Genomic DNA, 24,864 nt, shown 5'->3' with positions numbered 1-24,864 from the left:
AGCTCAGCCTTCTTGCAACGACAACCCCGAGGAGCAATCGCCATGAGCACATTTACCACCCGTGACGGTACCGAGATCTACTACAAGGACTGGGGTACCGGTCAGCCCATCGTCTTCAGCCACGGCTGGCCGCTGAATGCCGACAGTTGGGAGGCGCAGATGATCTTCCTGGCTTCCAAGGGTTATCGGGTTATCGCTCATGACCGTCGTGGCCATGGCCGCTCCAGCCAACCCTGGTTCGGCAATGAAATGGACACCTACGCCGACGACCTGGCCCAATTGATCGAGCTGCTGGACCTGAATAACGTGGTGCTGTTCGGCTTCTCCACCGGCGGTGGCGAAGTGGCGCGCTACATCGGTCGTCACGGTACCGGACGGGTCGCCAAAGCGGGACTGATTTCTTCGGTGCCACCGCTGATGCTCAAGACCGAAGCCAACCCGGGCGGTTTGCCGATCGAGGTGTTCGATGGCCTGCGCCAGGGCTCCCTGGCCGACCGTTCGCAGTTGTACAAGGATGTCGCCAGCGGGCCGTTCTTTGGTTTCAACAAGCCGGGTGCCCAACCTTCGCAGGGCATGATCGACTGGTTCTGGATGCAAGGGATGATGGCTGGCCACAAAAGCGCCTATGACTGCATCAAGGCGTTCTCGGAAACCGACTTCACCGAAGACCTGAAGAAGTTCGACGTGCCGACCCTGGTGGTGCATGGCGACGCTGATCAGATCGTGCCGATCGAGGCCGCCGGCATCGCCTCGGCCAAACTGATCAAAGGCTCGAAGCTGTTGGTCTATCCCGGTGCCCCCCATGGTCTGACCGACACCCACAAGGATCAACTCAACGCCGATCTGCTGGCGTTCCTCAAGGGTTGATTGCTTGTGAGCGCGTACTGATGAACCGTAACGATCTGCGTCGCGTCGACATGAACCTGTTGGTGATTTTCGAGGCCCTGATGTTCGAAAAGAACCTGACCCGAGTGGCTGAAAAACTGTTCATGGGGCAGCCGGCCGTGAGCGCCGCGCTGGGACGCCTGCGGGATCTGTTCGACGACCCGCTGCTGCTGCGCAACGGTCGTGGGATGGAGCCGACGGCGCGGGCGTTGGCGATCCTCAAAGAGCTGCAACCGGCGATGGACACCATTTCGGGGGCGGTCAGCCGGGCCAAGGCGTTTGACCCGGCAACCAGCTGCGAGGTGTTTCGCATCGGCCTTTCGGACGATGCCGAGTTCGGTTTGTTTCCGCCATTGCTCCGGCAGTTGCAGGAGGAGGCGCCGGCGGTCGTTGTGGTGGTGCGTCGGGCCAATTATCTGTTGATGCCGGCTTTGCTGGCATCCGGGGAAATCTCCGTCGGGGTCAGTTACACCACCGAGTTGCCGGCCAACGCCAAGCGCAAGAGGCTGCGTGATATCGCCTGCAAAGTGTTGCGCGGTGACAATCGCCCCGGTCAGCTGACGCTCGATGAATACTGTCAGCGACCCCACGCCATGGTGTCGTTTTCCGGCGACCTGAGCGGCAATATCGATCTCGACCTGGCCAAGGTCGGCCGTACCCGGCGCGTGGTGCTGGGGGTTCCGCAGTTCAGTGGTTTGCGGGCGATGCTCGCCGGTACCGAAATGATCGCCACGGTGCCCGACTACGCGGCTTGCGCCTTGGTTGAAGGCGGTGCCTTGAGAGCGGAAGAACCGCCGTTCCCCATCGAGGCGGCGCAACTGTCGATGGCCTGGAGTGGCGTGCACGACAACGATCCGGCGGAGCGCTGGTTACGTTCGCGGATCAGCCAGTACATGTCTGAACCGTTGAACATCCCTGATCCTCTCACCGGAGCTTCGTATCATGCCTGATTCCAATCGCCTCGATCCCGTCGGTCGCCCGGCGCGGGGGGCTGATGAAGTCGTGACACTGATCGTCAAACACCGGGTCAAGGTCGGCTTTGAGGCCCCCTATGAAGCTTGGCTACGGCGTATTGTCGGCATTGCCGGGCAGCGCGAGGGGCATTTGGGCGTGGACGTGATTCGTGGCAGAAGTGCCGGTCTCGACCTGTTCACCTGCGTGCTGCGCTTCTGCTCCACCGAGGCGATGCAGCGCTGGCTTGATTCGCCGCAGCGGCTGGAGCTGGTCAACGAAGCCGCCCCGATGCTCGCCGACGGTGATCGGACCGAGGTCCATCCAGTCAATGCGTTCTGGTTTTCACCGCCGGCGGATGCCACCTCACCACCCCCGCGTTGGAAGCAGGCGGTGCTGACATTGATGGTGATCCTGCCGCACACCCTGCTGGTACCGCTGATCTGGGGACCGGTACTGCGGCTCGACGCGTTCCTCTCCAATTACCTGATCTCCACCTTCCTGATCACCCTGACCATCGTGCTCTCGGTGGTGTACCTGTTCATGCCCCTGGCGACCCGACTGTTTGCCCCCTGGTTGACTGCCGCCCCGTCTCATTCCACTTTGTCCGAGGAAACGCGATGAACGCCGATCTGATTTTGTTCAATGGTCAATTCCACACGGTTGACCGTGCCAAGCCCCTCGCCAGTGCGGTGGCGATCCACGATGGCCGCTTTGTGGTGGTGGGCACGGATGCCGAAGCCATGGCCTTGCGCGGTTCGAGTACCCAGGTCATCGACCTCAAGGGCCGTTGCGTCATCCCTGGTCTCAACGACTCGCACCTGCACCTGATCCGTGGTGGCTTGAACTACAACCTGGAGCTGCGCTGGGAGGGTGTGCCTTCCCTGGCCGATGCCCTGCGCATGCTCAAGGAGCAGGCCGACCGCACGCCGACGCCGCAATGGGTGAGGGTGGTGGGCGGCTGGAACGAATTCCAGTTTGCCGAAAAGCGTATGCCGACCCTGGAAGAACTCAACCAGGCCGCACCGGACACACCGGTATTCGTCTTGCACTTGTACGACCGCGCCTTGCTCAATCGCGCTGCGCTGCGGGTCGCCGGCTACACCCGTGATACGCCGAACCCGCCGGGCGGCGAGATTGTCCGCGATGCCAAAGGCGACCCGACGGGCATGTTGGTGGCGCGACCCAATGCGATGATTCTTTACTCGACCCTGGCCAAGGGACCGAAGTTGCCCCTGGAATATCAGGTCAACTCGACTCGCCAGTTCATGCGTGAACTCAACCGTCTCGGCCTGACCAGCGCTATCGATGCCGGTGGCGGTTTCCAGAATTACCCGGATGACTACGCGGTGATCGAGCAGTTGGCCAAGGACCAGCAACTGACCATTCGCATCGCCTACAACCTGTTCACCCAGAAGCCCAAGGAAGAACTGAGCGATTTCAAGAACTGGACCGGCAGCGTCACCTTGCACCAGGGCGACGACTATTTGCGGCACAACGGTGCCGGGGAGATGCTGGTGTTCTCCGCCGCCGACTTCGAAGACTTCCTCGAACCGCGCCCGGACCTGCCGCAGACCATGGAAGAAGAGCTGGAACCGGTTGTCCGCCATCTGGTGGAGCAACGTTGGCCGTTCCGTTTGCATGCGACGTACAACGAATCCATCAGCCGCATGCTCGATGTGTTCGAGAAGGTCAATCGCGACATTCCATTCAATGGCTTGCCCTGGTTCTTCGATCACGCTGAAACCATTACCCCGCAGAACATCGAACGGGTGAGGGCGTTGGGCGGCGGTATTGCGATTCAGGACCGCATGGCGTTCCAGGGCGAATACTTCGTCGAGCGTTATGGCGCCAAGGCTGCCGAAGCCACGCCGCCGATCAAACGGATGCTGGCCGAGGGTGTCCCTGTCGGCGCGGGCACCGATGCCACGCGGGTTTCCAGCTACAACCCGTGGACCTCACTGTACTGGATGGTCAGCGGGCGTACCGTGGGCGGCATGGAATTGCACCGCGAAGGGCTTTCCCGGCAGACCGCACTGGAGCTCTTCACCCATGGCAGCGCCTGGTTCTCTTCCGAGCAGGGCAAGAAAGGCCAGATCAAGGTCGGGCAACTGGCAGACGTTGTCGCCCTGACCGCGGATTTCTTCCAGGTCGAAGAAGAGGCCATCAAGTGGATCGAGTCGCTGCTGACGGTGGTCGGCGGCAAGGTGGTGTATGCCGCCGGGGACTTCGAAAAACTCGGGCCAGCCAGCGTGCCAGTGCTGCCGGACTGGTCGCCGGTAGCCAAGGTCCCCGGTCATTGGCGCCCGACGTCGCCGATGCAGGCTCAGGTTCACCATTGCAGCGGACCCTGTGCCGTTCACTCCCACAGCCATGAGCGGGCGCGCCTGTCGAATGCACCGGTCAGTGACTTCCAGGGGTTCTGGGGCGCGTTCGGCTGCTCGTGTTTTGCTTTCTGACGATCAAAAAAAGCGCCGGCCAAAGCTGTCGGCACCCTGTGCAATATCCATCCACCAAGGAGTTTTACATGAGCAACGTTCCGTACAAACGTCTGAACAAAGATGATGCGGTTGTGCTGTTGGTCGATCACCAGACCGGGCTGATCTCGCTGGTGCAGGATTTCTCACCCAACGAATTCAAGAACAACGTACTGGCGCTGGCAGACCTGGCCAAGTTCTTCAAACTGCCGACCATCCTGACCACCAGCTTTGAAAACGGCCCGAACGGCCCGATGGTGCCGGAGCTCAAGGAGCTCTTCCCGGATGCGCCGTACATTCCACGCCCTGGCCAGATCAATGCCTGGGACAACGCCGATTTCGTCAAGGCGGTAAAGGCGACCGGTCGCAAGCAACTGATCATTGCCGGCGTGGTGACCGACGTGTGCGTGGCGTTCCCGACCTTGTCTGCCCTGGCGGAAGGCTTTGAAGTGTTTGTGGTCACCGACGCGTCGGGCACCTTCAACGAAACCGTGCAGCAGGCGGCATGGGCACGGATGACGGCGGCGGGTGCGCAACTGGTGAACTGGTTCTCGGTAGCCTGCGAGCTGCAAGGCGACTGGCGCAACGACATGGAAGGCCTGGCGAACCTGTTGTCGCCGCGCATTCCGAATTATCGCAACTTGATGAACAGCTATTCGGCCCTGACCTCCAGATAAGTTCTGGTGCACTGCTGGTTCGAATGAATGCCCGCCACTGTGCGGGCATTTTTTTGATCAACGTTTCTGCAGTCACCCAGCGGGCCTTTCAATCAAGGCCTCATCACCGATTAATGGGCTGTCAGAAAAGGAAAAAGTCGCTATAACGTGTTTGGCTGTCAACCAGAGAGTGACAATGAACCCGTTCGAAGATATGCGTATTTTTTGCCAGGTCATGGACTCCGGCAGCTTCACCGCAGCGGCGGATCAGTTGGGCCTGTCCAAGCAGTTTGTCAGCCGGCGTCTGATGCAACTGGAGGAACGTCTGGGCGTGCGACTGATCAATCGCTCGACCCGGCGGCTGGACATGACGCCCCTGGGGCAGAGTTATTACGAGTCGGCTTTGCGCCTGCTCAGTGAGGTCGAGCAAGTGGAGCAGGGCATCGCCGGTCAGACGGTAGAGCCCCGTGGCACTGTTCGCCTGAGCGCTCCACTGTCGTTTGCCATGGTGCATTTGAGTGAGGTGTTGCCGGCTTTCTTGCAGCGCTATTGCGACGTCACGGTTGAAGTGGATCTCAGCGACCGACCGGTAGATTTACTCGGTGAGGGCTACGACCTGGCATTACGTATCGGGGTGCTGGAAGATTCGACGCTGATTGCCCGGCGTATCGGGTCCATCCAGCGGGTGTATTGCGCCAGTCCCGCTTACCTGGCCGAGCGCGGCACCCCGGTCAAACCCGAGGATGTGCAGGCCCATGACTGCCTGCCTTACGGCCATGGCCGCCAGGTGCAATGGCGTTTCGAAGGGCAGGGCAAGCCATTGATCGTCAATGTCACGGGACGGATGCGGGTCAACAATGGTGAGTTGCTCAAGGACGCCGCCATCGCCGGCATGGGTATTACCTATTTGCCGACCTTCATTGTCGATTCGGCCTTGAAGGATGGGCGGCTGGTGCCGGTACTGGCTGACTTCTGTCCTGAACCGTTGGCGTTATCGGCAGTTTATCCGCAGCATCGCCAGGGCTCTCGACCGGTGCGGGCGCTGATCGAGTTCTTGCGTGAACGGCTGGATTGCGACGTTACCCTCGCTCAAAGCGCTCGGCACACATGAGTGGTTGATCGCCAACATGCTCGGTGTCCACTGGGACTCTTTGCGCATCAATGAAATCTATCCGCGACTTCGTGCCGCTCCCCGCGCTCGCTGCGAAACAGTTTATCGGCGGTTTTTTTCTGGTCGGCGGACAGCGTGCCGTACAGCGCGCTGAACGAAGTGGCAAGCTTGTGCAGATTGTCCGCGTGCATCTGTGCCAGCCTGGCATAGGACTGCATCGCCTCATCGGCATTTAATGAGGGCAGCTTCTGCGCCTGATCCAGGTAGGCCTTGTCGGTACCGTGCGCATTGTCACGCATGGTTTTCGCATAGGCGTCCCACTGGGCGGACTGCTTGTCGGTGATCTTCAGTTTGGCGCGCAGTTCGTTGATCCGCTTCTCTACCAGGTCTTCGTATTTTTTGGCGTGACGGGCGGCCGTTTGGGAGACAGCGTCAGAACTTCTCGCGGCCATCGTCGGTGCCGAGAAAGAAGCGCTGAGGACGGCCAGCATCAACACAGCGGGCATGGCTGCTTTGAATGCGAAGTTTTTCATATTCGGATATCCGGATTGAGGGGGGCGGCATCTATATGCCCCAACCTTACCACCGAGGACGGGTCAGGAGTATCGCGGGTAAATCCACGGCAAGAGGGCGGGTAAAGACCCGCCCTCTTGCCCAGGTGACAGGGGTCAAGCTGACCCCCTGGATCAGCTGTTGAGTTTTTTCGGGTACGAATCCAGCAGTACCTTGTCCTGGAGGCCGTCCAGGAGTGCCTTCAAGCGCGCGGCGCCCTCTGGCGTCTTGTCCGTCTTGTCCGGGTGCAACGCCCGTTCCAGCACGGCCATGAAACTCTGGGTTTTCGATGTGTTGACGGGGGTTGAGGTGTGATCCACCAGGTGCCCCATCACGTATTTGAAGATATTTGTGGATTGGCTGGCCGACTGGGTCACCGCCGCATTGGTCAACTTACCGTCTTTGTAAGCGATATTGGTCTGGCTGCTGGCGTTGTCGCTGATCTGGTAGAACAGGTAGTTCTGCGAGTCCGCGTTGCTGCTCAGCTTCAGCTTCTGGCCCGCGGACAGCGCCTGGTGATAGCTGGCGGTCAGGTTCGATTGCTGGTTCTGCTCAATGGAGCGATTCTGCGAATCATTGCCCTTGAGTTGAGTGGTCTGGGACAGGTTATAAGCAAAGGTATCCCGCTCGCTGGGACGCATCGGGTTGCTCGCCTGGCTTGCCTGCGTCATCGACGCGGAGAAATCCGCCAGGCCGGTCAACAGCTTGCGATCCAGATTGGTGGGGGCGAGTGGATCGACGGTTGCCGGCGTGGAGGTCGCACTGGTGACGGGATAGTTGCTGTTCAGGGAGGAGAACGCATCCTTGAACATCGACATCATGTCGCGATCCGCGTGACCTCGGGCGGCTGCGGCATCAATCTGCTTGAGGTAGCTCTGCAGGGCCTTGGCCTGTTGGATGGGATTGCCGAGAATCGCCTGGCTCTTCAGGTCCACGGACAGTTGCAGATCACCTGAAGGGCCGCTCATGCTGACCGAGCGTTTCTGGCTGTCGGCATGGAACTCGAGGGTCTGGTTGTTTTTGTCGTCAATCTTGAGCTTGGTGCTCAGGTCGACCGAGGAAAATACCTTCGAGTCGAACTGGGTCAGGGCATCCAGCTTCAATTGAGGCGGCTCGGCGGTCAAACCGTCGATTGCCGCCTGGAAACCTTTGGCCATCTTGGCCAGGGCCGCACTCTCTTCAGCCGTGAGGTCGCCGCCTTCCACCTGGGCCTGCACGGCCATTCCATCGTCCTGGTTCGCCAGGCTCAAGGTCACGGTTTTACCGCTGGCGGTCTTGAGGGTCAGGCTGATCGTGCTGTCGGCATTGCTGCTGTGCAGCTTGGACTGTGCAGCGGCGATCCCGGCGGCGTTGAGCGGTCTGATGTCGGACTGCTGGACAACCGATTGCGAGATGTTCTTTTTGCCGTCGGCCAACTGTGACATCAGCGCGGCACCCAAGCCGGCAAAGCGGGCGGCGTTGGAGTTGGAGCTATTGCTGAGGTTGCCGCCCATCGTGAACGACACCTTGTCCAGCGGGCTGCTTTCCCAGGTAGGTGCCTGCGCGGCGTTAGGCAAGGTTCCACGGGCATTGTAGGTATTGATTTCGACCACGTTGTTCTGGCCGAGAAGCACGGTGGACGCCGGTGCGGAAACAGCCGCGGTTGTTTCGACAGGCTGGGCGCCAGCCGGCGTATTACCGACAAGCTGGGAAGGGTTCAGCGTCAAAACATTGATCGACGATATCCCTGTCATGGAACCTCCTGGGGCAAGAGAATTATTCTATGTACAGGAGTGTATCGACGACGACACAAATAACTTTAGGGCGTCAGCGGCAGGCCGGAGAACTGTTGTCCAGTGCACTGAGCCTTTGAAATAGAGGGATTCAAGCGCCTGTCCCCGGATACCGTGTCTCCATCACGATCGACAACGCATCGGGTCGCCAGAATTCCTGGTCGAACTCCACCGGCTGGTTCGCTTCGCCGAAGTTCAGCCGCTCCAGGTAGACGCTGGTGGAACCCACCGACAGTTGCAGCAACTGCGCCTGTTCCTCGTTGACCGTGCCGATATGCATCTCCAGCTCGCAACGCGACTGCACCCGCGAAAAACGCTTGCGCAGCAGGCGCCCCTGGAGGCATTCGCTTCTCGGCGTGCGGCGCTGGGTCTCTACACTAACGAATCAGCTCACCGCTCGTCGAGTCCGCCGGCCCTGGCTGTTCCTGGGACTTCAGGTCCTGCTGCCAGGCCCGCAGGCCATAGATCGCCAGCACCACGAAGCCGGCGTACAGCGCGGCCGTCAGTTGCAGGTCCTTGAACAGGAACAGGCCGACGTAGATCACGTCCAGCACGATCCACAGCCACCAGCTGGCGACATACTTGCGCGCCGCCCAGACACTGGCCACCAGGCTGAAGGCGGTGAGCGAGGCGTCGACCCACGGCACCGCCGCATCGGTAAAGCGGACCATCAGTCCCCCCAGCAGCACCGCGCCCACGGCTCCACAGAGCAGGCCGAGCAAGCCTTCGCGCAAGGACAACCGGGCCACATGGACCTTGCCCCCGCTCAGCCCGCCCTGGCTCCAGCGCCACCAGCCATAACCCTGCAATACGGCGAAAATGCCTTGCAGCAGCGTATCGGAATACAGTTTGGCGTCGTAGAAAATCCAGGCGTAGAGCAGCACGGCAGCGACACCGACCGGCCAGCACCAGCGAATACGCCGGGCGGTCAGCCAGACGCCGAGGACATTAACCAGGACGGCGATGATTTCAAGTGTGGACATGCGCGGATTCCTTGACGCAGGCAATGGCGGCGGCTTGACCAGGCGCTGGGCGAGAGGTCGGCCTAGTTTGGTATTGAAATCGATACTTATCAATGGATTACCGTACATTTTGGCGAAGTGGCCTTGCCGGCCAGCGCAACGCTTTGAAATATTTTGAAAATATTTAACGTTGGACAAATTGACGCCATTGGATTGGCGTCCTAGTATCGCTGCCGGTTGATGGCATAGCGCCATCTGAAGGGCGCCTTGTCGCCTGCGATGTATCGAGATCTCGACATGGACGTTCGTCAGCTTGTCTTCCTGGCCCGCCAGCCTTCTGCTGCCCTGAAAAACCGTGAGCATTTTTGGGGACTGCCCAAGCGCGGGTTGGCGTTCATTCTGGCTAACGCGATGTTCTGGCAGCCGTTGCTGGCCCAGGCGGATGGGATCGTGGTTAACGCGCCGGGGACGACCCTTGGTCAGGCGGGTAATGGCGTCCCCATCGTCAATATCGCCGCGCCGAATGCCCAGGGGCTGTCGCACAACCAGTTCAGCGACTACAACGTCGGGGCCAATGGGGTCATCCTCAACAACGCCACCGCGCGTACCCAGTCGACGCAGTTGGGCGGGATCATTCTCGGTAACCCGAATTTCAACGGTGCTGCGGCCAACGTCATCCTCAACGAAGTGAATGGCGGCAGTCCGAGCCAGTTGCGCGGCTACACCGAGGTGGCGGGGCAGTCGGCCCATGTCATCGTCGCCAACCCGTATGGGATCAGTTGCAACGGTTGCGGTTTTATCAATACCCCGCAAGCGACCTTGACCACCGGCAAGGCGGTGATCACCAACGGCCAGGTCACGGGTTATCGGGTTGACCAGGGCAGCGTGTCCATCGACGGTGCTGGCCTGAATGCCAACAACGTCGACCAGTTCGAAATCATCACCCGCGCCGCGAGCATCAACGCGCAGATCAATGCCAAGCAACTGACGATCATTGCCGGTCGCAACGATGTCGACGCCCGCACGCTCAGTGCCACGGCGCGTGCCGATGACGGCAGCAGCAAGCCCCAGGTGGCCATCGATTCTTCGGCGCTGGGCGGCATGTACGCCGGCGCCATCAAGCTGGTGGGGACCGAAGCCGGGGTAGGGGTAAAACTGGCCGGCAATCTGGCGGCCAGCGGTGGCGATATCCAGCTCAATGCCAATGGCCAGTTGAGCATGGTCCAGGCCACCGCCAGTGGCGCCGTCAATGTGAAGGCCGCGAGCCTCGATGCGCAAGGTCCGGTCTACGCCGGCAGCAGCTTGAACGTGCAGACCACGGGGGATCTCAATAGCCAGAACAACCTGGCGGCCAGGGACAGCATTACCCTCAACAGCGGCGGCCAGTTGACCAACCACGGCATTATCGAGGCCGGGGTCAATGCCGATAACACGCGCAACAGCACGGGGGATGTCAGCGTCACGGCGCAGAACGTCGTCAACACCGGGCAGAGCGTGATTGCCAGTCGCGACTTGAGCGTCACTGCTACGCAGACCTTGGGCAACCAGGGCGGTACCTTGAGCGGGCAGCGGCAAACCACCGTCACCGCAGGCACCCTCGACAACCAGAACAAGGGCCGGGTACTGAGTGCCGGGCAACTGAATCTGACCGTTGATACGGCGCTCAACGGCCTGGGCGGCCTGATCAACAGTTCGACCGCGCTTACGGCCACCTTGGGCCATCTGGTCAACAGTAACGGCCAGCTCAGTACGGACGGTACGCTCAACCTGACGGTCGATAACCTTGAGAATGGCGCTGGCACGATCTCCAGCCAGGGCGATCTTTCCGGCACGGTCCAGACCTTGGGCAACCAGGCGGGTGTGCTGGTCAGTCAAGGCAATCTGAGCCTGAGCGGCAATAGTCTCGATAACACACACGCCGGCCTGATCGGAGGCGTCAAAGGCACCACCCTCACCGTCGGACAGATCGATAACCGGGGTGGCGAGCTGTCCAGCACCCAGGCCGTGACCCTGGTGGGCCAGCAACTCAACAACGACGACAACGGCAAGGTCCTGGCCGACACCGATCTGCACGTGAGCGTCGCGGCAGTCACCAATCGCAACGGCGGTCAGCTACTCGGCAAGGCGGGCACCACCACACTCAATGGCAGCAGCCTGGACAACAGCGGTGGCACGCTTAGCGGCAAATCGGCGTTGGTCATAACCTTGGACGGTGCCCTGACTAACCTGCAGGGTTTGATCGCCAGTGACGGCAGCTTGAGTGTCAATGCCGGCAGTCTCGACAACAGCGGCGGCAATCTCTCCAGTGGCACTGCCCTGACAGTGACCAGCAACGGGGCGGTGGTCAACCAGGGTGGCACGATCGCAACTGACACCACCCTGGGTCTCACCAGCGCGAGCCTCGACAACAGTCAGAGCGGCGTGCTGACCGGCAAAGGCGCAACCCGGGTCACGACCGGTACTTTTGATAACAGCCACGGCGGTCGTCTAAGCAGCAACGACACTCTGAATCTGAACGCAGGGCAGGTGACCAACCAGGACGGCGGCAGCATTGCCAGCAGCCATGCCTTGACCGCCAGTGTCAGTGGCCTGGACCAGCAAGGCGGCCAGCTCTTCAGTACCAGCGCCCTGACCCTGGACCTCAATCACGGCCAGTTGAACAACCAGAACGGCTATATCAACGCACCATTGCTGGTGCTGAACAACCTCAAGGGCGTGAACAACCAGGGCGGTGAAATCTCCAGCGCCCAGGCCTACACCTTTGCTGCTGAAAGCCTGAGCAACGACAACGGCAAGTTGCTCAGCAACCAGGCCCTGACCCTGCGTATCGACCAGGCGCTGAGCAATATCAAGGGCATGATCGCGGCGGCTTCGGTGGATGCGCAGGCGGGCAGCCTGGACAACACGGGCGGTACCCTCACCAGTCGCGCTGATCTGGGGCTGACCGTTGGTGGTCAGCTCACCAACCAGAATCAAGGACTGATCAACGCCACCAGTGGCCTGACCATCAACAGCGCCGGGATCAACAACCAGGGCGGTAGCTTGCTGGGCAGCGCCATTGCCCTTGATTTCGGTGCGGCAACGGGCGACTTGAACAACGCCGCCGGCCAGATCACCACGGCCGGCAACCTGACGATCAATCACCTGCGCGACCTGAATAATCAGGGCGGTACGCTCTCCAGCACGCAGAGCCTCAACCTGACAGCGCGGACCCTGGATAACAGCAACGGCGGTCAACTGATCAGCAACAATCTGCTGAGCCTGACGGCCACTGACCTGATCAACCAGAACGGTGGTCTGCTCTCCGGCTGGCAGGGTGTGACACTCACGGGCAGCAGTGTGGACAACCGCAACAGCGGTACGGTTTCCAGCCGTAGCGGCAACGTCGGTGTGACCCTCAGCGGTGCCTTGCTCAACAGCAATGCCGGCGCACTGGCCAGCCAGCAGACCTTGACGGTCAACGCGGCCAGTATCGACAACAGCAACAAGGGCATCCTTTCCAGCGGGGCGGGGCAATCGCTGACCGTCAGCGGCCTGCTGAACAACGCCCAGGGCGGCCTGATCGACAGCGGTGCGGCTCTGACCCTGAACACGATGGCGTTGACCAGCAGCGGCACGATCAACGCACAACAGGCGCTGACTTTCACCGGTACGGATCTTGATAACAGCAATGGCACGCTTAGCGGTGGGACCGCCGTTACCCTGGATCTGCTGGGCACACTGACCAACACCAACGGCAAGCTCTCCGCCGTCGGCCCACTGCTGGTTCAGCGCTCCACCCAGATCAATAACCAGGGCGGTCAACTCTCCAGCCAGGGTCTGTTGACCTTGCTCACCGGCGGTCTGGATAACAGCAGCAGCGGCACCATCGGCTCCGGTGACAAGCTGTTGGTCACCTCGACCGGTACGGTGCAGAACGGCAATGGCGGTTTGATCGCCAGCCGTAACGCCGACCTGCAACTGAGCGCCGCCAGCCTCGGCAACGGCAAAGGCTCGTTGCAAGGGATGGGCGCGGTCAACCTCGATGTCAGCGGCGATATCGACAACCAGAGCGGTAAGGTCATCGCCCAGAACGGTGACCTGACCCTCAACGCGGCGAACATCGACAGCCGTGGCGGCCTGCTGTCCAGCATCGCGGGGGCGCTGCAAGCTCGCGTTGTTGGTGTGCTAAAAAACGGCTACGACCTCAACAGCAACAGCCAGGGCGGCCAGATTCAAGCCCAGCGTCTGGACCTGCAAGCCTGGGGCGGTATCGACAACTACGGTGGTCATCTCACCGCGCAAACAGGTGAGGCGCTGATCGCCACCGGGGCGGGGGATTTTGATAACCGCAATGGCGGCGTTTATGCCAAGGGCTTGGTCCAGGTCACGGGCCATAACTTCGACAACAGCGGTGACAGCGATGGGCAGATCGGCGGCAACCAGATCAGCCTGAATCTCGCGGGCGCTCTGAACAACCGCCTGGGCATTATCGAAAGTGGCAGCACCCTGGCGATTACCGCCGCGAGCCTGGATAACCAGACCGGCCAACTGCGTGCGCTGGGCGGCAGTGGCAAGACCGAATTCCAGATTGGCGGCCTGTTCGACAACAGCAACGGCAAGCTGGAAACCGCCAACAGCGACCTGACCCTGGGCGTTGGCAGCTTCCTGAACCAGGGCGGCAGTGTGCTGCATACCGGTACTGGCACGTTCGATACTGCCACGGCCAACATTACCAACGCGGGCGGCAGTTTTGTCACTCGTGGTGGCCTGACCCTCACTGCCGACAACTGGACCAATAGCAGCGTGATCCAGGCCGGTCGGTTGACGCTGAACGTCAATACCCTCAACCAGACCGCAGGTGGTCAGCTTCTGGCCTCCACCAGCTTGACCGGTACTGGCGGCAACTGGAGCAACGACGGTCTGATCGCCAGTGACGGTACGGCCAGCCTAAACCTGACCGGAAGCTATGGCGGTAACGGACGTTATACCAGCTTGAGTACCCTGGGCCTGAGTGCGGCACAGGTGAATCTGAGCAGCAGCGCTAGCATTGCCGGTGGTAGCGATACGACCCTCAATGTCGGCGGTCAACTGAGCAACTATGGGCGGCTGACTTCTGCGGCGGGCATGAGTATTACCGCAGGAACAATCAATAACTATGGAACCCTGGGCAGCGCCCAAAAGCTTTCGCTGAATACGCCAACGTTACTGAATGATCAAGGCCTGATCTTCAGCGGCTCGGATATGGACCTAAAGGTCAATGATTTCACCAGTCAGAATGCTGCTCTGTATAGCTTGGAGGGGCTGAGCATTGTTGGTGTGAATGGTGGTCGGGCCAACAGTGTAAAAAACATTGCATCCACTATTAATGTGGGCGGTGATTTTTCGCTGTCGACAAATGTGTTTGATAACAAGGTTGAAGGTGTTGAGGCTCAGGAAAAAATAATATCAGGCGATATAACGATTTATCCTGCTAATGATACTTCTACTTACGACTCCCCACCTCCACTTGTGTTTCAAGTGGTCGAGACTGGAAGGTCTGATTCAACGGTTACAGGAAATGTGTCGTCGGTCTCGGTTGGCGGGAATTTTGGGGTGAACGCTGCCGTCTTCTCAAATTTTGGATCTGTAATTTCTGCGGGGAAGAATATAACGCTGAATGTCGATTCGTTTGAAAATACATCAATAGAGTCGGGGGATTTTACCCGCACCAGATCTTATATAAGTACAGGGGATCCTTCGGTTATTAATGATCTTGTTCTGGGCCCGTATACGGCTCCGTATGGTGGGGCGTTAACGGTTTATGCGGAAAGAAACTCAAGAACTCAGTACCTGTATCATTCTTATACTACTGTTTCTGGTGATGCGGCAGTTAATGTTGATGGAATCAATTTTGGTCAGGATGCCAATTTGGAACTGTATAACCCAAAATTTGGCATTGGTCCGGAAGTTGCGGTTCCAGCATTTATCACAAATTTTCAGCTTGAAAGCGTATCCACAGTGTATGCACGTGGCGGAAACGTGCCCTCCGTTGTTCAAGCGGGGCAGGCTGTAGAGATTAATGCAAAAAACACAATTCAGAACGGTGTTTTATATAACAATATTGCGTTCGCTGGAGGCAATAATAGTACACAAGATACAGGTGTGAACAAGGAAACCCTTACAACTGTCATTAGTCTTAATCCACAGCTGCCTCCTGATTTGGCTCAGCAACAAATCAACCCGTTGTCTTTACCTGGCTTTACGCTTCCAAGCGGTTCCAACGGACTTTTTCGTCTGAGTGGGCAAAGCGGGTCCGTTCAGTCAGCAAACCAAGCTAACACGGGGTCGCAAAATTGGAGTATTGGTAGCTCCTCAATCAGCTTCGCACCGCGTCAGCAGATCCCGTTAAATCAGCAGGCAAGTAGTGCCCAACTGATAAGTGCCGATGATACGGTCGCCTCCGCGAGCAACCAAAGTTTGTCCCGCGTCCAGGGGCTACCGGACACCTCGGGCCGGACCCGTCCGCAGAAGTACCTGATCGAAACCAACCCGGCGCTGACCGACCTCAAGCAATTCATGAGCTCGGACTATCTGCTGGCTGCATTGGGTTACAACCCGGATACCAGCGCCAAACGTCTGGGCGATGGTCTCTATGAGCAGAAACTGATTGAGCAGGCGGTAGTCGCCCGTACTGGGCAACGTTTCATCGATGGCCAGACCTCGGACGAAGCCCTGTTCAAGTACCTGATGGACAACGCCATCAGCAGCCAGAAGCAGCTCAACCTCAGCTACGGCGTCAGCCTGACCAGCGAGCAGGTCGCGGCCCTGACTCACGACATCGTCTGGATGGAAAAACAGGTGGTGAATGGTGAGGAGGTCATGGTGCCGGTGCTCTACCTGGCACAGGCCAACAATCGCCTGGGCCCCAACGGCGCGTTGATCGAGGGTAACGACGTCAACTTGATCGCCGGTCAGGACCTCAACAACAGTGGCACTCTGCATGCCAACAACACTTTGTCGGCTGCTGCGGGCAACGATCTGGCCAACAGCGGGTTGACACAGGCCTACGCGCGTCTCGACCTGCTCGCCGGCAACAACCTGACGAACAGGGCTGGCGGCATCATTGCCGGGCGTGATGTTGGCCTGACAGCGGTCGCGGGCGACGTCACCAACGAACGAAGCCTCAACAACGTTGGCCTCAGTATCGATAATGTCTACAGCCATCGTGTGGATGTCGTCGACAACGCTGCACGCATTGAAGCGGCCAACACGCTAAGCATCAGCGCGGGGCGTGACGTCAACAACATTGGCAGTGTGCTGCAAAGTGGCTCTGACACGAAGATTGATGCAGGCCGTGACATCAGCCTTACCTCCGCAGCCGCCACGAACAGCGATCTTTGGGGCGCTCGGAGTATGAGTGTCCATCAAAACGTTGGCAGTGTTGAAAGCGGACGTGACCTGAGTCTTACAGCCGGGCGTGATCTGGCTGTGATTGCAAGCCAAGTCGATGTCAAGCGCGATATCGCCATGACTGCCGCGCAAAACCTGGTCCTGGCTTCGGCGGCGGACGAAAGTCACTTCGATTACGAGATTAGCCGCCTCACCGAGCAAAAAGACCACGTTGCGCAGGTATCGACCAGCGTCAACGCCGGAGGCGATCTCAGGCTCAGTGCGGGCCAAGACATGGCACTTGTTTCCAGTAAGGTCAGCGCCGGCAATGACGCCTTTCTGGTAGCCGGGGGCCAATTGAATGTGCTCGCCGCGCAGAACACCGATTACTCGCTGTATGACCAGAGAAACACTGATAACTCACGGCACGACGAGGTCACCCAGGTCACCAACATCGGTAGCCAGATTAAGGCCGGCGGCGATATCGGCCTGATCAGCGGCAGCGACCAGCGCTACCAGGTCGCCAGGCTGGACAGTAACAAGGACCTGACCTTGCAGAGCGGTGGAACCATCACCTTCGAAGGTGTGAAGGATCTGCACAAGGAGGACCACAGCAAGAGTGATAACGGCTTTGCCCGGACCAGCATGAGCGGTAGCGGCAGCACCGACGAAACCCTGAAGCAGACCGAGATGTCGGCCAAGGGACAGTTGGTTATCAAGGCGGTCGATGGGCTGCATATCGACGTCAAGCAGGTCAATGAGCAGACCGTGAGTCAGGCCATTGACGCAATGGTCCAGGCCGACCCGCAACTGGCCTGGCTCAAGGATGCCGAGAAACGCGGTGATGTGGATTGGCGGCAGATCAAGGAGATGCACGACTCCTACAGCTACAGCCATTCCGGCCTTGGGCAGGGGGCAATGCTGGCGATCATCATCATTGTCACGGTACTGACGGCGGGAACTGCGAGCAGTGCGATAGGAACAATGGCCGGGGCGAGCGCTCAAGCGGGTAGTGGCGCGGCGCTGGCGGCTGGAGGCAGCGAAGCCATGATGGCTGCGGGGACGGCGGTCGGGACTGCGTCTGCGGGCTGGGCTAACGTGGCACTGACGGCGACATTGACCTCTCTGGCCGGCACTGGTGCCGTCAGCATCATAAACGACAAAGGGAATCTGGGTGCCGCACTGGGTGACACCTTCAGTGCCAACAGCCTGAAAAATGCTGCTATAGGCGGGCTGACGGCTGGCGCCATAAGCTACGCCGACAGTACTTGGTTCAAGCCCGTGGCAGGTGCAACCAGCGGTGGTTCTCAGGTCACGACATTGGGACCGGTCCAGAATCCGGGTTACACCAGCCAGATGCTGACTTGGAGCAACGCGGCTGATACTGCTTTGCGCAGCGGCGCGAATGCGGTAATCAGCAGTGGAATCTCGACGGCCATCAATGGCGGCAGCTTTGGCAGTAACCTGGGCAGTGCATTGATCAACGAGGGTATCGATCTCGGTGCTGCGGCTGGCAACAAGGAGGTGGGTGACCTCGCTGCGGAACTGAAGGTTGCTCCGGGGACCGCGACGACAATGATGCTCCACGCCATGCTGGGTGGGCTGATCTCGGTAGCAAAGGGGCAAGACTTCACTAGTGGAGCCATTGCAGGTGGTGTTGCTGAAGGGCTGACACCTATTGCCAACGGGCTGTTGGCGCAATACGTCAGCGATAAATTTGAAGCCGGTGACCTGAGCCAGCAGGGGAGTCAGGACAAGATTGCGACCGCCCAGATTATCGGGTTGCTTTCCGCGTCTTTGGCCGGTGGTGATGCTTCCACGGGGAGCATGATTGGTGGAGCTGGGGAGAAATACAACGCGGAAGGTCACCATAATGGCGGCGTTTCGCATGGAAATATCTCCGAGGGTACCGATGAAGTTTTGCAGGAAATAAAGGATGAGATTGATGTTTTTCATCCTGATCACGGGCTTAGCGGGGAAGTCGATCTTCTTGACCCTATCCCTGGAAATGGGGTGCCTATTATTGGTGGTTCAGGCTCCAGTGGTGGTGGGAAAGCGGGGGATTCAGGGGGCTTTGGCTCGACCCCGTCTATACCTAATGCACCATTAGGTCTAGGCTCAACGGGTAGATCCGCTCCCAATAGTTTGAGTGAGCAACTTGCTATGGCAGAGGCGATGTCAAACCCCGCGGCTGGTCGTCCATTGCCGGTACCTATGACAGATTCTCGGTGGCCTGCGCAGGACGGCTGGGTGAAAACAGCCCAAAACGTCAATGGAGTTGAAATTCACTACGTAAGAAACTCCATTACTGGAGCTGTCGATGATTTTAAATTTAAGTGAGTTAAATTATGCGTGCTATTTGCAGGTCAAACTGTGGTTCAGCTATCCCGATGACAGAACGATACTGGGGGGAGACAGAAAAAACGGATTACTCTCCTTTGAGTATTGGTGACGAGTATTTTATATATGCGTTGTTGTTTGTTTCTGAGCGCGTAGATTTTTTGGTTGGCGTTCCTGGTCAATTCCCTTTTTGGGTGCCGAGCAGTTTGTTCGAGTTGGTTGATGACGAGATTCCAGTAGGTTGGAAGTTTTGTGCTACCCAGTTTCACTCTGACTATAAAGTTTTGTTTGAAAGCTTTAAAGTAAAATGTATAGTTGGGTATTCTTTATTGGTTCGTGAGTATCAGCATTATGTTGGAGTTGTTGAGCGGGATCCTGTGGAGCTTGAAAGGTTTATGTTTGAGAATTGCCCGGAAATTGTAGAGTGAGCTTTAATCGCTGAAATGGCTGGGGCGCCGAGTAGAGTGGACTCATTATCGGGGCTGGCGTTGGTATCAATGATATTGACGACCTGTACGGGTAGTTTGTTAACCTAAGTGGTGCGGAAGCAGGCGATTAAGCAGTTTTAAGTAGATGGATGGATTAAACAGGCGGCCAACTAGTCGAGGGGGCAGGCTTTGGTAATTTTTTGGTCGGAAGAAATTGATGCAATTTTAGATGCGGGGGATTCGTTAGAGTCCTCAGGTGTTCGTAATTGGGCACTTACCCCTGTGCAAGCAATAGACGCTATTGTCCGTCTATCTGATGCGGGGGTAGCTATCTTGGGTGGAGATGTTTATGTTCTGGGGTTAGGTCATGTTGAACAGGACTACAATAGTTGGTTTTGTAATAAAGATAATTTCGAGTCTGAGGCGGACTTTGTTGTTCGGAGTGCCTTGGAGGCTAGGGAGTATGTAGAGTGTTATGGTGTTTCAAATGATGGTGTTTTTTTTGCGCTAGTGCCGAGAGCATAAGATAAATAGCAATGAGTGCGGAAAAGGCCTTCGGATAGGTCTGTTTTTGTGCCGCAGGCGCAGCTCCGTGGCCTTTAATCGGCATGCGAAATAGCCTTCCAAAAAAGCTCATACTTCCTACATGTTTCAGGCGAACCAAAAAGGGGGGCGGATTTGAATGGTACTTACTTCGAAAAGGAAAAAAGGGGACTAAAAAAGGGGACAGATTTATTTGATTTTTAACGAAAAAAGGGGACGGATTTATTTGATTTTTTGGCGTTACCAAAAGTTAGCAGTAGACGCGCTCAGAAAATAAATCCGTCCCCTTTTTTCGTAATTTAATACCTATGCAAACAAGTTCTGAAATGTCAGGATCACTGATTAAGAGAATGGCAAAAGACATGTTGCAAAATGGATTTGACCAGAACTGGCCAGTAGATGCATGGATGAATCCTAATACAGGACGGTTGGAAATTCAGGATGGGCATCATCGAGCAGCTGCTGCCAAGAAGGCTGGGTTAGGTTCAATACCGGTTAATATTTGGGAGTAGTGTATGACGAAAAAATATAGGGCGGTTTTTGTCATTCCTGTTGGCGCGCTAAAAGTTTTGGGGGAGCAGGGTTGGGAGTTTTTTAGTGAGGAGCGCTTGTCTTCGGAGTTAGAGGGATTTTATGTTGAGTCTTTTCATCTAAAGAATAAAGAAAGCTACCTTGGCTTGAGGGCCTATGAGGGGGCGGGGGTGAAACTGTTGGTTGAAAGCGATTCTGAGCTTTGTACAGAATTCTTTTATTTTAGATTTTATGAAGGCTCTTTTTCTGACTTTCTTGAGGTTTTAAAAAAAGCTCAGGCTGTTGAAGTGAATGAGGTTTTCATTCCCGATGAATTTTAGATAAATTAGGAAATGGGACACTGTTTTAGGTGTTCGTTGGGTCCGGAGCACAAATTAGATCGTGAGCAGTAAATGATCTGGTGGGACGCACAATGCACGTGACGCAAAGCCGGTAGTGCTGTAGAAAAAATGATGGGGTGAGAATAAAAAAGGGGCGGATTTGAATGGTACTTACTTAACGACTAAGTAACTGAGTTGAAAGCAAAACATGAAAAATGGCTGGTCTTGGTCTATAGAAAAAGGGGACGGATTTATTTGATTTTTTTTGGTGGGCGCCAAGGCGCGGCAGTAAATGAACAGAAAATAAATCCGTCCCCTTTTGGACAAAATTAACGCCTTCATCTCAAGGGTTGTGAATCTTTACTCTGAGTTGCCAGTGTGTGTGTCTTGTAGTGGGGTTATTAGTCAGGTCGAACAGAAATTTCCCGGTGTGAAGGTTAACGTGACAACAGGTAAACGCTGATGATAAGTAGTATGCGAGAGATTTTTTCTGAATTGGAGCAGAAGGGGGGATCTCGGTGGAGAGTACTCTTGGTTGTAGTGAGGATGAGATTTTGGCTGTGGAGCGACATTTCAATTGTATACTCCCATTGGCTTATCGTGAGTTTTTGGTTGTCGCCGGGAAGTCTGCGGGAGAGTTATTCTGCGGTACAGATATATTTTACCCGAGAGTTCTTCAGCTTCAGTCTGAGGCAAAAGAGCTGCTTATTGAACTGGGTGCGCCAGATTTGTTGCCAAACAATGCAAAGGTTTTTTGCATGCATCAAGGTTATGAGATTAATTATTTTCTACCCGTATCTGATGATCCACCCGTGTTTCAGTATTTTGAAGGGCAGAGTGAAGTCCCGCAGCCATGGAAAAGTTTTTCAGAATTTCTTAGGCTCTCAGTAGAGGGGCATCTTGCACAGTGGCCAGATTTGAATTAAGTGTATAAACCAATCTTTTTTACTGACTTGACCAGCTACTCTTATCAGATAGCACCTTTTACTTTGGAAGGTGTAAAAAATGTGGGTTGGCTTGATTTTGATTCTGGGTTTCCGCAGGGTGATATGCCAAAATCAGTTTTTCAGAAATTGAAAAAACTTGCTGGTAGTAGCGGTGGTTTTCAGCCGCTTGTGGAGCCGATTCGGGAGCTGACTATTTGTCAGGTATGTGGTGTGCTTGAGTTGATTGGTTCTACTGGAAAGATATTGCCCAGCGCTGAGCTCTGGATTCCCTCGCATGAAACTATTTATGCAGCACCCATAATGATCCTGCACTTCATCGAGGTCCATAATTACCTTCCTCCCGCCGAGTTCATTGCCGCGGTAGAGGCATTAGATGAAAGTTTTCCCTTTGTCGCGGATGAAATATATAGAGAAAAGCTGAGGCTGAGTGAGTGGGGTAGACTATCAGGAGCCGAGAAAAGAAAATTTGCTGCCGCTTACAATAAACGAATGTCTGACAGTGAGTCATAATTAAAAAGTAGACACCTTCCGCCAGGGAGAAAATGGGGTAGTGGTTAGGGTTTGGTTGTCTTCCACGAGTTTCGCCGAGTCCGCGAAAAGGGGGGCACTTATGTTCTTGTGTTTGGTGGCTGTCTGTGGGGTTAAATAGCGAAAAGGAGCGAAAAGGAGACTTATTAGAGAAGGGGGCGGATTTGAATGACTCTTACTTAACGGCTAAGTGTCTGAGTTGAAAGCAAGAAATGAAAAAGGGCTGGTCTTGGTCTACGGTGATAGTTGCAAACACCACCAGAGAAAAGGGGGCGGATTTGAATGGCACTTACTTAACCTTCTTCGGATGTCCATTCTTCCTGACCTCGGTCCTTGCTGATCGGCGTGTTTTCATCAGCATGGGGTAAGGCTTGGGCCTTCGTTTTATTGCGCGCGGTTCAATCCTGCCAGGACGCTTTCCGACACGCTTCTGGGCAATCAGCTCGAGCAAATCCAACACCTTATCATCCTGTTCTTGAGCCCCGTAGTGCCTCAACGCGAGGCATAGCTGAAGGCTATGTTTGAAGCTCAGCTCGCGAGGCAGGCAGTCAGCTAACAGGGCCGATTGCGCCATGATCATCCGTATCAGGTTGTGCGCCAGCAAATAGATCCACAGCTTTTTGACGGCCATACCCGGTGTCTTACAGCTCAGTGTTTCAAGCCCCAACGTAGTCTTGAGGTTGCGCAGATCCAGCTCCACATGCCATCGGTCCTTGAACAGTGATTTGAGGGCCGCTTTGGGCACTTGCTGCGGACAACTCAAGGTGGTGACCAGGATTTTCCCGCCTGCCTTCAGTTCACGTACGGTCAGCGTTTCAGGGGCCTCTTCGTAATAGACCTGACTCATCCAGGACGGTTTTGTCTTGGGCTTTTTCAACTCAATCAAATGATTTTCCGACCCCAAGATCTTTCCCATCTGAAAGTCCGTGCTACGCCGTCGAGCTCCGTATTGTTCGAACACCCCGTCCACGCCTCGATGTTGCAGCTCACACAACAAAAAGTACGTCGCGTAATAGGCATCGCCCCGCACAATGTCACCTCGATCCAAGGTGTCGAGCATGGTTCTGAGCAGACTCTGCTGATGAGACTGTATTTCAGCACGTTTGGGGGCTTGTTCGGAGTTTCCTTAGCGGCACTGGCATCACACGCTGATGAAATTATTTCCGTTTTTTCAATGATGGCTCATTGCCTTTTGTCGAGCGCTGCCGATAACGGTTCGTTGGACTCATCAAAAAATGGAGATACACAATGTTCAAGCAGTTCACCTTCACCGCTTTGCTGGCACTGACCGCCCTTACCGCTGGCTGCGCTTCGGTAAAAATGGCTGACGACAACCAGGACGCTCAAGCCAAGACGTTTCAGGTCAGCCCCGACAAAGCCAACATCTACGTTTATCGCAACGAAAGCATGGGCGCCGGCGTGAAAATGCCCGTCGCGCTCAACGGTAAGCCAGTAGGGCAGACCGTTGCCAAGTCTTACCTGATGCTCTCTGTCCCGGCGGGCCAGCAGACGTTGGTGTCTTCGGCAGAAAACGATTCCGAGTTGAAACTTACGGCTGAAGCCGGCAAGAACTATTTTGTCTGGCAGGAAGTGAAAGTAGGTTTCATCAAGGCCCGCAACAACCTGCAAGTTGTCGACGACAAAACCGGCCGTGCCGGTGTCAGCGAAAGCAAGTTGATCCAGGCTCAGTAAGGTTCCGGTCGCTCCCGCGTGCAGTGCGGGAGCGATTCAATCAAGCGCTTATCCCGCCTCGCAGATGTAGCTCGGAAAAGGGGACGCATTTGATTGGCACTTAACTCTCTTCGGATGCCTGCTTTCCTGACATCCTCCGTTGCTGATCGACGTGTTTTCATCAGTATGGGGTAAGGCTTGGGTCTTCGCTTTAGCGCGCGCGGCTCAGTAGCGCTCAATCAATACGCGAAATGGACTGCCGAAAAAACTCATATTTCCCACGCGCTACAGGCGTGGGAGAATATTGCGTGCGCCAAACGCCAGGGCTACAGTTCGGCTGTCGCTGCAAATTCAGCGACGCGGGTTTTGCAGTCCGGTTTCGAAGAAGGCGCACAGCGCCGCGTATGCGGTATTTTTATGCTCGTGTTATGGCGAGTTGTGCGCAGGAGGCTTCGGCCTGCCGGTTCCTTCTTCCCGGTCTGCAAACCTGTGTACGGCTCGCCACCGTTCGTTTTGCAGCCTGAGATGACGAGCTTCATTCTTAAGAAGAAGGAGCGTCACCATGTCAAAGAAGATCACCCCCGATCCGCCGGCCGTTCGTAAAACCCTCAGTACCGCCGACAGAAGCCTGTACTTGCGCAAACTCTCCGATGAGCCTGAGCCGGTCCCGACCAATCCCCCTCGATTGCTCGACACCCTCGCGTTCACCTGCTCCAAACCCGTCACCCCCGAAGCCCCGTACAAACCCACGCTGTTCGCCATCCAACCGGGCGTCAATGCCCATCGATTGATTGAGGCCGTGAGCAAATAAATCTGCTCCCGTTTCTCCACTTAGAGAGA

Annotated in this window: 18 protein-coding genes and 1 pseudogene; 14 read left to right on the top strand and 5 right to left on the bottom strand. The window is 56.6% G+C overall.

Features of this window, described 5'->3' with window-relative positions; translation table 11 throughout:
* Positions 1–42 precede the first annotated feature (42 nt).
* The 6 genes from M5C01_RS16240 to M5C01_RS16215 all read left to right on the top strand — a co-directional run bounded on the left by M5C01_RS16240 (position 43) and on the right by M5C01_RS16215 (position 6,080).
* Complete coding sequence (locus M5C01_RS16240; protein ID WP_100941953.1) at positions 43–867, top strand: alpha/beta hydrolase; 825 nt, start codon at positions 43–45, stop codon at positions 865–867.
* Between the two features lie 20 nt (positions 868–887).
* The gene (locus M5C01_RS16235) at positions 888–1,835 is read left to right on the top strand and encodes a LysR substrate-binding domain-containing protein (RefSeq protein WP_103496612.1); all 948 of its coding nucleotides are present in this window, start codon (positions 888–890) and stop codon (positions 1,833–1,835) included.
* Positions 1,828–2,460 (top strand): antibiotic biosynthesis monooxygenase, encoded by a 633-nt coding sequence (locus M5C01_RS16230; RefSeq protein WP_103496611.1) that lies wholly within the window; start codon positions 1,828–1,830, stop codon positions 2,458–2,460. Before M5C01_RS16235 ends, M5C01_RS16230 begins: the two co-directional genes overlap by 8 nt.
* The gene (locus M5C01_RS16225; protein WP_103496610.1) at positions 2,457–4,295 is read left to right on the top strand and encodes an amidohydrolase; all 1,839 of its coding nucleotides are present in this window, start codon (positions 2,457–2,459) and stop codon (positions 4,293–4,295) included. The genes M5C01_RS16230 and M5C01_RS16225 overlap by 4 nt, the downstream gene beginning before the upstream one ends.
* A 68-nt stretch (positions 4,296–4,363) precedes the next feature.
* The gene (gene ycaC, locus M5C01_RS16220) at positions 4,364–4,990 is read left to right on the top strand and encodes an isochorismate family cysteine hydrolase YcaC (RefSeq protein ID WP_103496609.1); all 627 of its coding nucleotides are present in this window, start codon (positions 4,364–4,366) and stop codon (positions 4,988–4,990) included.
* Between the two features lie 175 nt (positions 4,991–5,165).
* Positions 5,166–6,080 carry a LysR family transcriptional regulator gene (locus M5C01_RS16215; RefSeq protein ID WP_152740395.1) on the top strand — a complete coding sequence of 305 codons (915 nt, stop codon included), beginning with the start codon at positions 5,166–5,168 and terminating at the stop codon, positions 6,078–6,080.
* Positions 6,081–6,127: 47 nt separating this feature from the next.
* Here the strand turns inward: M5C01_RS16215 and M5C01_RS16210 are convergent, their stop codons facing one another.
* The 4 genes from M5C01_RS16210 to pnuC all read right to left on the bottom strand — a co-directional run bounded on the left by M5C01_RS16210 (position 6,128) and on the right by pnuC (position 9,387).
* The gene (locus M5C01_RS16210) at positions 6,128–6,613 is read right to left on the bottom strand and encodes a Spy/CpxP family protein refolding chaperone (RefSeq protein WP_152740396.1); all 486 of its coding nucleotides are present in this window, start codon (positions 6,611–6,613) and stop codon (positions 6,128–6,130) included.
* A gap of 153 nt (positions 6,614–6,766) precedes the next feature.
* Positions 6,767–8,365: a lactate dehydrogenase gene (locus M5C01_RS16205; protein WP_152740397.1), complete on the bottom strand. Its 1,599-nt coding sequence runs from the start codon at positions 8,363–8,365 to the stop codon at positions 6,767–6,769.
* A gap of 130 nt (positions 8,366–8,495) precedes the next feature.
* Positions 8,496–8,729 carry a UTRA domain-containing protein gene (locus tag M5C01_RS16200; RefSeq protein WP_255916942.1) on the bottom strand — a complete coding sequence of 78 codons (234 nt, stop codon included), beginning with the start codon at positions 8,727–8,729 and terminating at the stop codon, positions 8,496–8,498.
* Positions 8,730–8,781: 52 nt separating this feature from the next.
* Positions 8,782–9,387: a nicotinamide riboside transporter PnuC gene (pnuC, locus tag M5C01_RS16195; RefSeq protein ID WP_152740399.1), complete on the bottom strand. Its 606-nt coding sequence runs from the start codon at positions 9,385–9,387 to the stop codon at positions 8,782–8,784.
* 276 nt (positions 9,388–9,663) lie between these two features.
* Between pnuC and M5C01_RS16190 the strand changes: the two genes are divergently transcribed.
* The 6 genes from M5C01_RS16190 (at position 9,664) to M5C01_RS16165 (ending at position 22,335) form a co-directional block, all read left to right on the top strand.
* Entirely contained in the window at positions 9,664–19,056 is a 9,393-nt protein-coding gene (locus tag M5C01_RS16190; protein ID WP_152740400.1) for a filamentous hemagglutinin N-terminal domain-containing protein, read from the top strand.
* Between the two features lie 8 nt (positions 19,057–19,064).
* Positions 19,065–19,484 carry a hypothetical protein gene (locus M5C01_RS16185; RefSeq protein ID WP_152740401.1) on the top strand — a complete coding sequence of 140 codons (420 nt, stop codon included), beginning with the start codon at positions 19,065–19,067 and terminating at the stop codon, positions 19,482–19,484.
* An 851-nt stretch (positions 19,485–20,335) separates the two neighbouring features.
* Positions 20,336–20,539 carry a ParB N-terminal domain-containing protein gene (locus tag M5C01_RS16180; RefSeq protein WP_152740403.1) on the top strand — a complete coding sequence of 68 codons (204 nt, stop codon included), beginning with the start codon at positions 20,336–20,338 and terminating at the stop codon, positions 20,537–20,539.
* Between the two features lie 3 nt (positions 20,540–20,542).
* Positions 20,543–20,878 (top strand): hypothetical protein, encoded by a 336-nt coding sequence (locus tag M5C01_RS16175; RefSeq protein WP_152740404.1) that lies wholly within the window; start codon positions 20,543–20,545, stop codon positions 20,876–20,878.
* 518 nt (positions 20,879–21,396) lie between these two features.
* Positions 21,397–21,804, top strand: a complete 408-nt coding sequence (locus M5C01_RS16170; RefSeq protein ID WP_152740406.1) for an SMI1/KNR4 family protein — start codon at positions 21,397–21,399, stop codon at positions 21,802–21,804.
* The gene (locus tag M5C01_RS16165; protein ID WP_152740407.1) at positions 21,805–22,335 is read left to right on the top strand and encodes a hypothetical protein; all 531 of its coding nucleotides are present in this window, start codon (positions 21,805–21,807) and stop codon (positions 22,333–22,335) included.
* A 307-nt stretch (positions 22,336–22,642) separates the two neighbouring features.
* Here the strand turns inward: M5C01_RS16165 and M5C01_RS16160 are convergent.
* Positions 22,643–23,434 (bottom strand): annotated as a pseudogene (locus tag M5C01_RS16160) (transposase); the annotation flags it as partial.
* A gap of 167 nt (positions 23,435–23,601) precedes the next feature.
* Here M5C01_RS16160 and M5C01_RS16155 point away from each other — a divergent pair.
* Together M5C01_RS16155 and M5C01_RS16150 are read left to right on the top strand one after the other, a co-directional pair.
* On the top strand, positions 23,602–24,045 hold the full coding sequence (locus M5C01_RS16155; protein WP_103496604.1) for a DUF2846 domain-containing protein: 444 nt from the start codon (positions 23,602–23,604) through the stop codon (positions 24,043–24,045).
* Between the two features lie 541 nt (positions 24,046–24,586).
* Positions 24,587–24,835 carry a hypothetical protein gene (locus M5C01_RS16150; RefSeq protein ID WP_152740408.1) on the top strand — a complete coding sequence of 83 codons (249 nt, stop codon included), beginning with the start codon at positions 24,587–24,589 and terminating at the stop codon, positions 24,833–24,835.
* The last annotated feature ends 29 nt before the right edge of the window (positions 24,836–24,864 follow it).

Source organism: Pseudomonas sp. MWU12-2319 (assembly GCF_023242525.1).
GTDB classification, from domain to species: domain Bacteria; phylum Pseudomonadota; class Gammaproteobacteria; order Pseudomonadales; family Pseudomonadaceae; genus Aquipseudomonas; species Aquipseudomonas gingeri_D.
The sequence above is the reverse complement of the archived record's forward strand: the minus strand, read 5'-3'. Positions and strand labels throughout refer to the sequence as shown.

Bases quoted from the DNA above. Each gene is read 5' to 3' on its own strand.
- M5C01_RS16240 (WP_100941953.1), top strand. From the start codon at position 43: ATGAGCACATTTACCACCCGTGACGGTACCGAGATCTACTACAAGGAC.
- M5C01_RS16235 (WP_103496612.1), top strand. From the start codon at position 888: ATGAACCGTAACGATCTGCGTCGCGTCGACATGAACCTGTTGGTGATT.
- M5C01_RS16230 (WP_103496611.1), top strand. From the start codon at position 1,828: ATGCCTGATTCCAATCGCCTCGATCCCGTCGGTCGCCCGGCGCGGGGG.
- M5C01_RS16225 (WP_103496610.1), top strand. From the start codon at position 2,457: ATGAACGCCGATCTGATTTTGTTCAATGGTCAATTCCACACGGTTGAC.
- ycaC (WP_103496609.1), top strand. From the start codon at position 4,364: ATGAGCAACGTTCCGTACAAACGTCTGAACAAAGATGATGCGGTTGTG.
- M5C01_RS16215 (WP_152740395.1), top strand. From the start codon at position 5,166: ATGAACCCGTTCGAAGATATGCGTATTTTTTGCCAGGTCATGGACTCC.
- M5C01_RS16210 (WP_152740396.1), bottom strand. From the start codon at position 6,613: ATGAAAAACTTCGCATTCAAAGCAGCCATGCCCGCTGTGTTGATGCTG.
- M5C01_RS16205 (WP_152740397.1), bottom strand. From the start codon at position 8,365: ATGACAGGGATATCGTCGATCAATGTTTTGACGCTGAACCCTTCCCAG.
- pnuC (WP_152740399.1), bottom strand. From the start codon at position 9,387: ATGTCCACACTTGAAATCATCGCCGTCCTGGTTAATGTCCTCGGCGTC.
- M5C01_RS16190 (WP_152740400.1), top strand. From the start codon at position 9,664: ATGGACGTTCGTCAGCTTGTCTTCCTGGCCCGCCAGCCTTCTGCTGCC.
- M5C01_RS16185 (WP_152740401.1), top strand. From the start codon at position 19,065: ATGCGTGCTATTTGCAGGTCAAACTGTGGTTCAGCTATCCCGATGACA.
- M5C01_RS16180 (WP_152740403.1), top strand. From the start codon at position 20,336: ATGCAAACAAGTTCTGAAATGTCAGGATCACTGATTAAGAGAATGGCA.
- M5C01_RS16175 (WP_152740404.1), top strand. From the start codon at position 20,543: ATGACGAAAAAATATAGGGCGGTTTTTGTCATTCCTGTTGGCGCGCTA.
- M5C01_RS16155 (WP_103496604.1), top strand. From the start codon at position 23,602: ATGTTCAAGCAGTTCACCTTCACCGCTTTGCTGGCACTGACCGCCCTT.
- M5C01_RS16150 (WP_152740408.1), top strand. From the start codon at position 24,587: ATGTCAAAGAAGATCACCCCCGATCCGCCGGCCGTTCGTAAAACCCTC.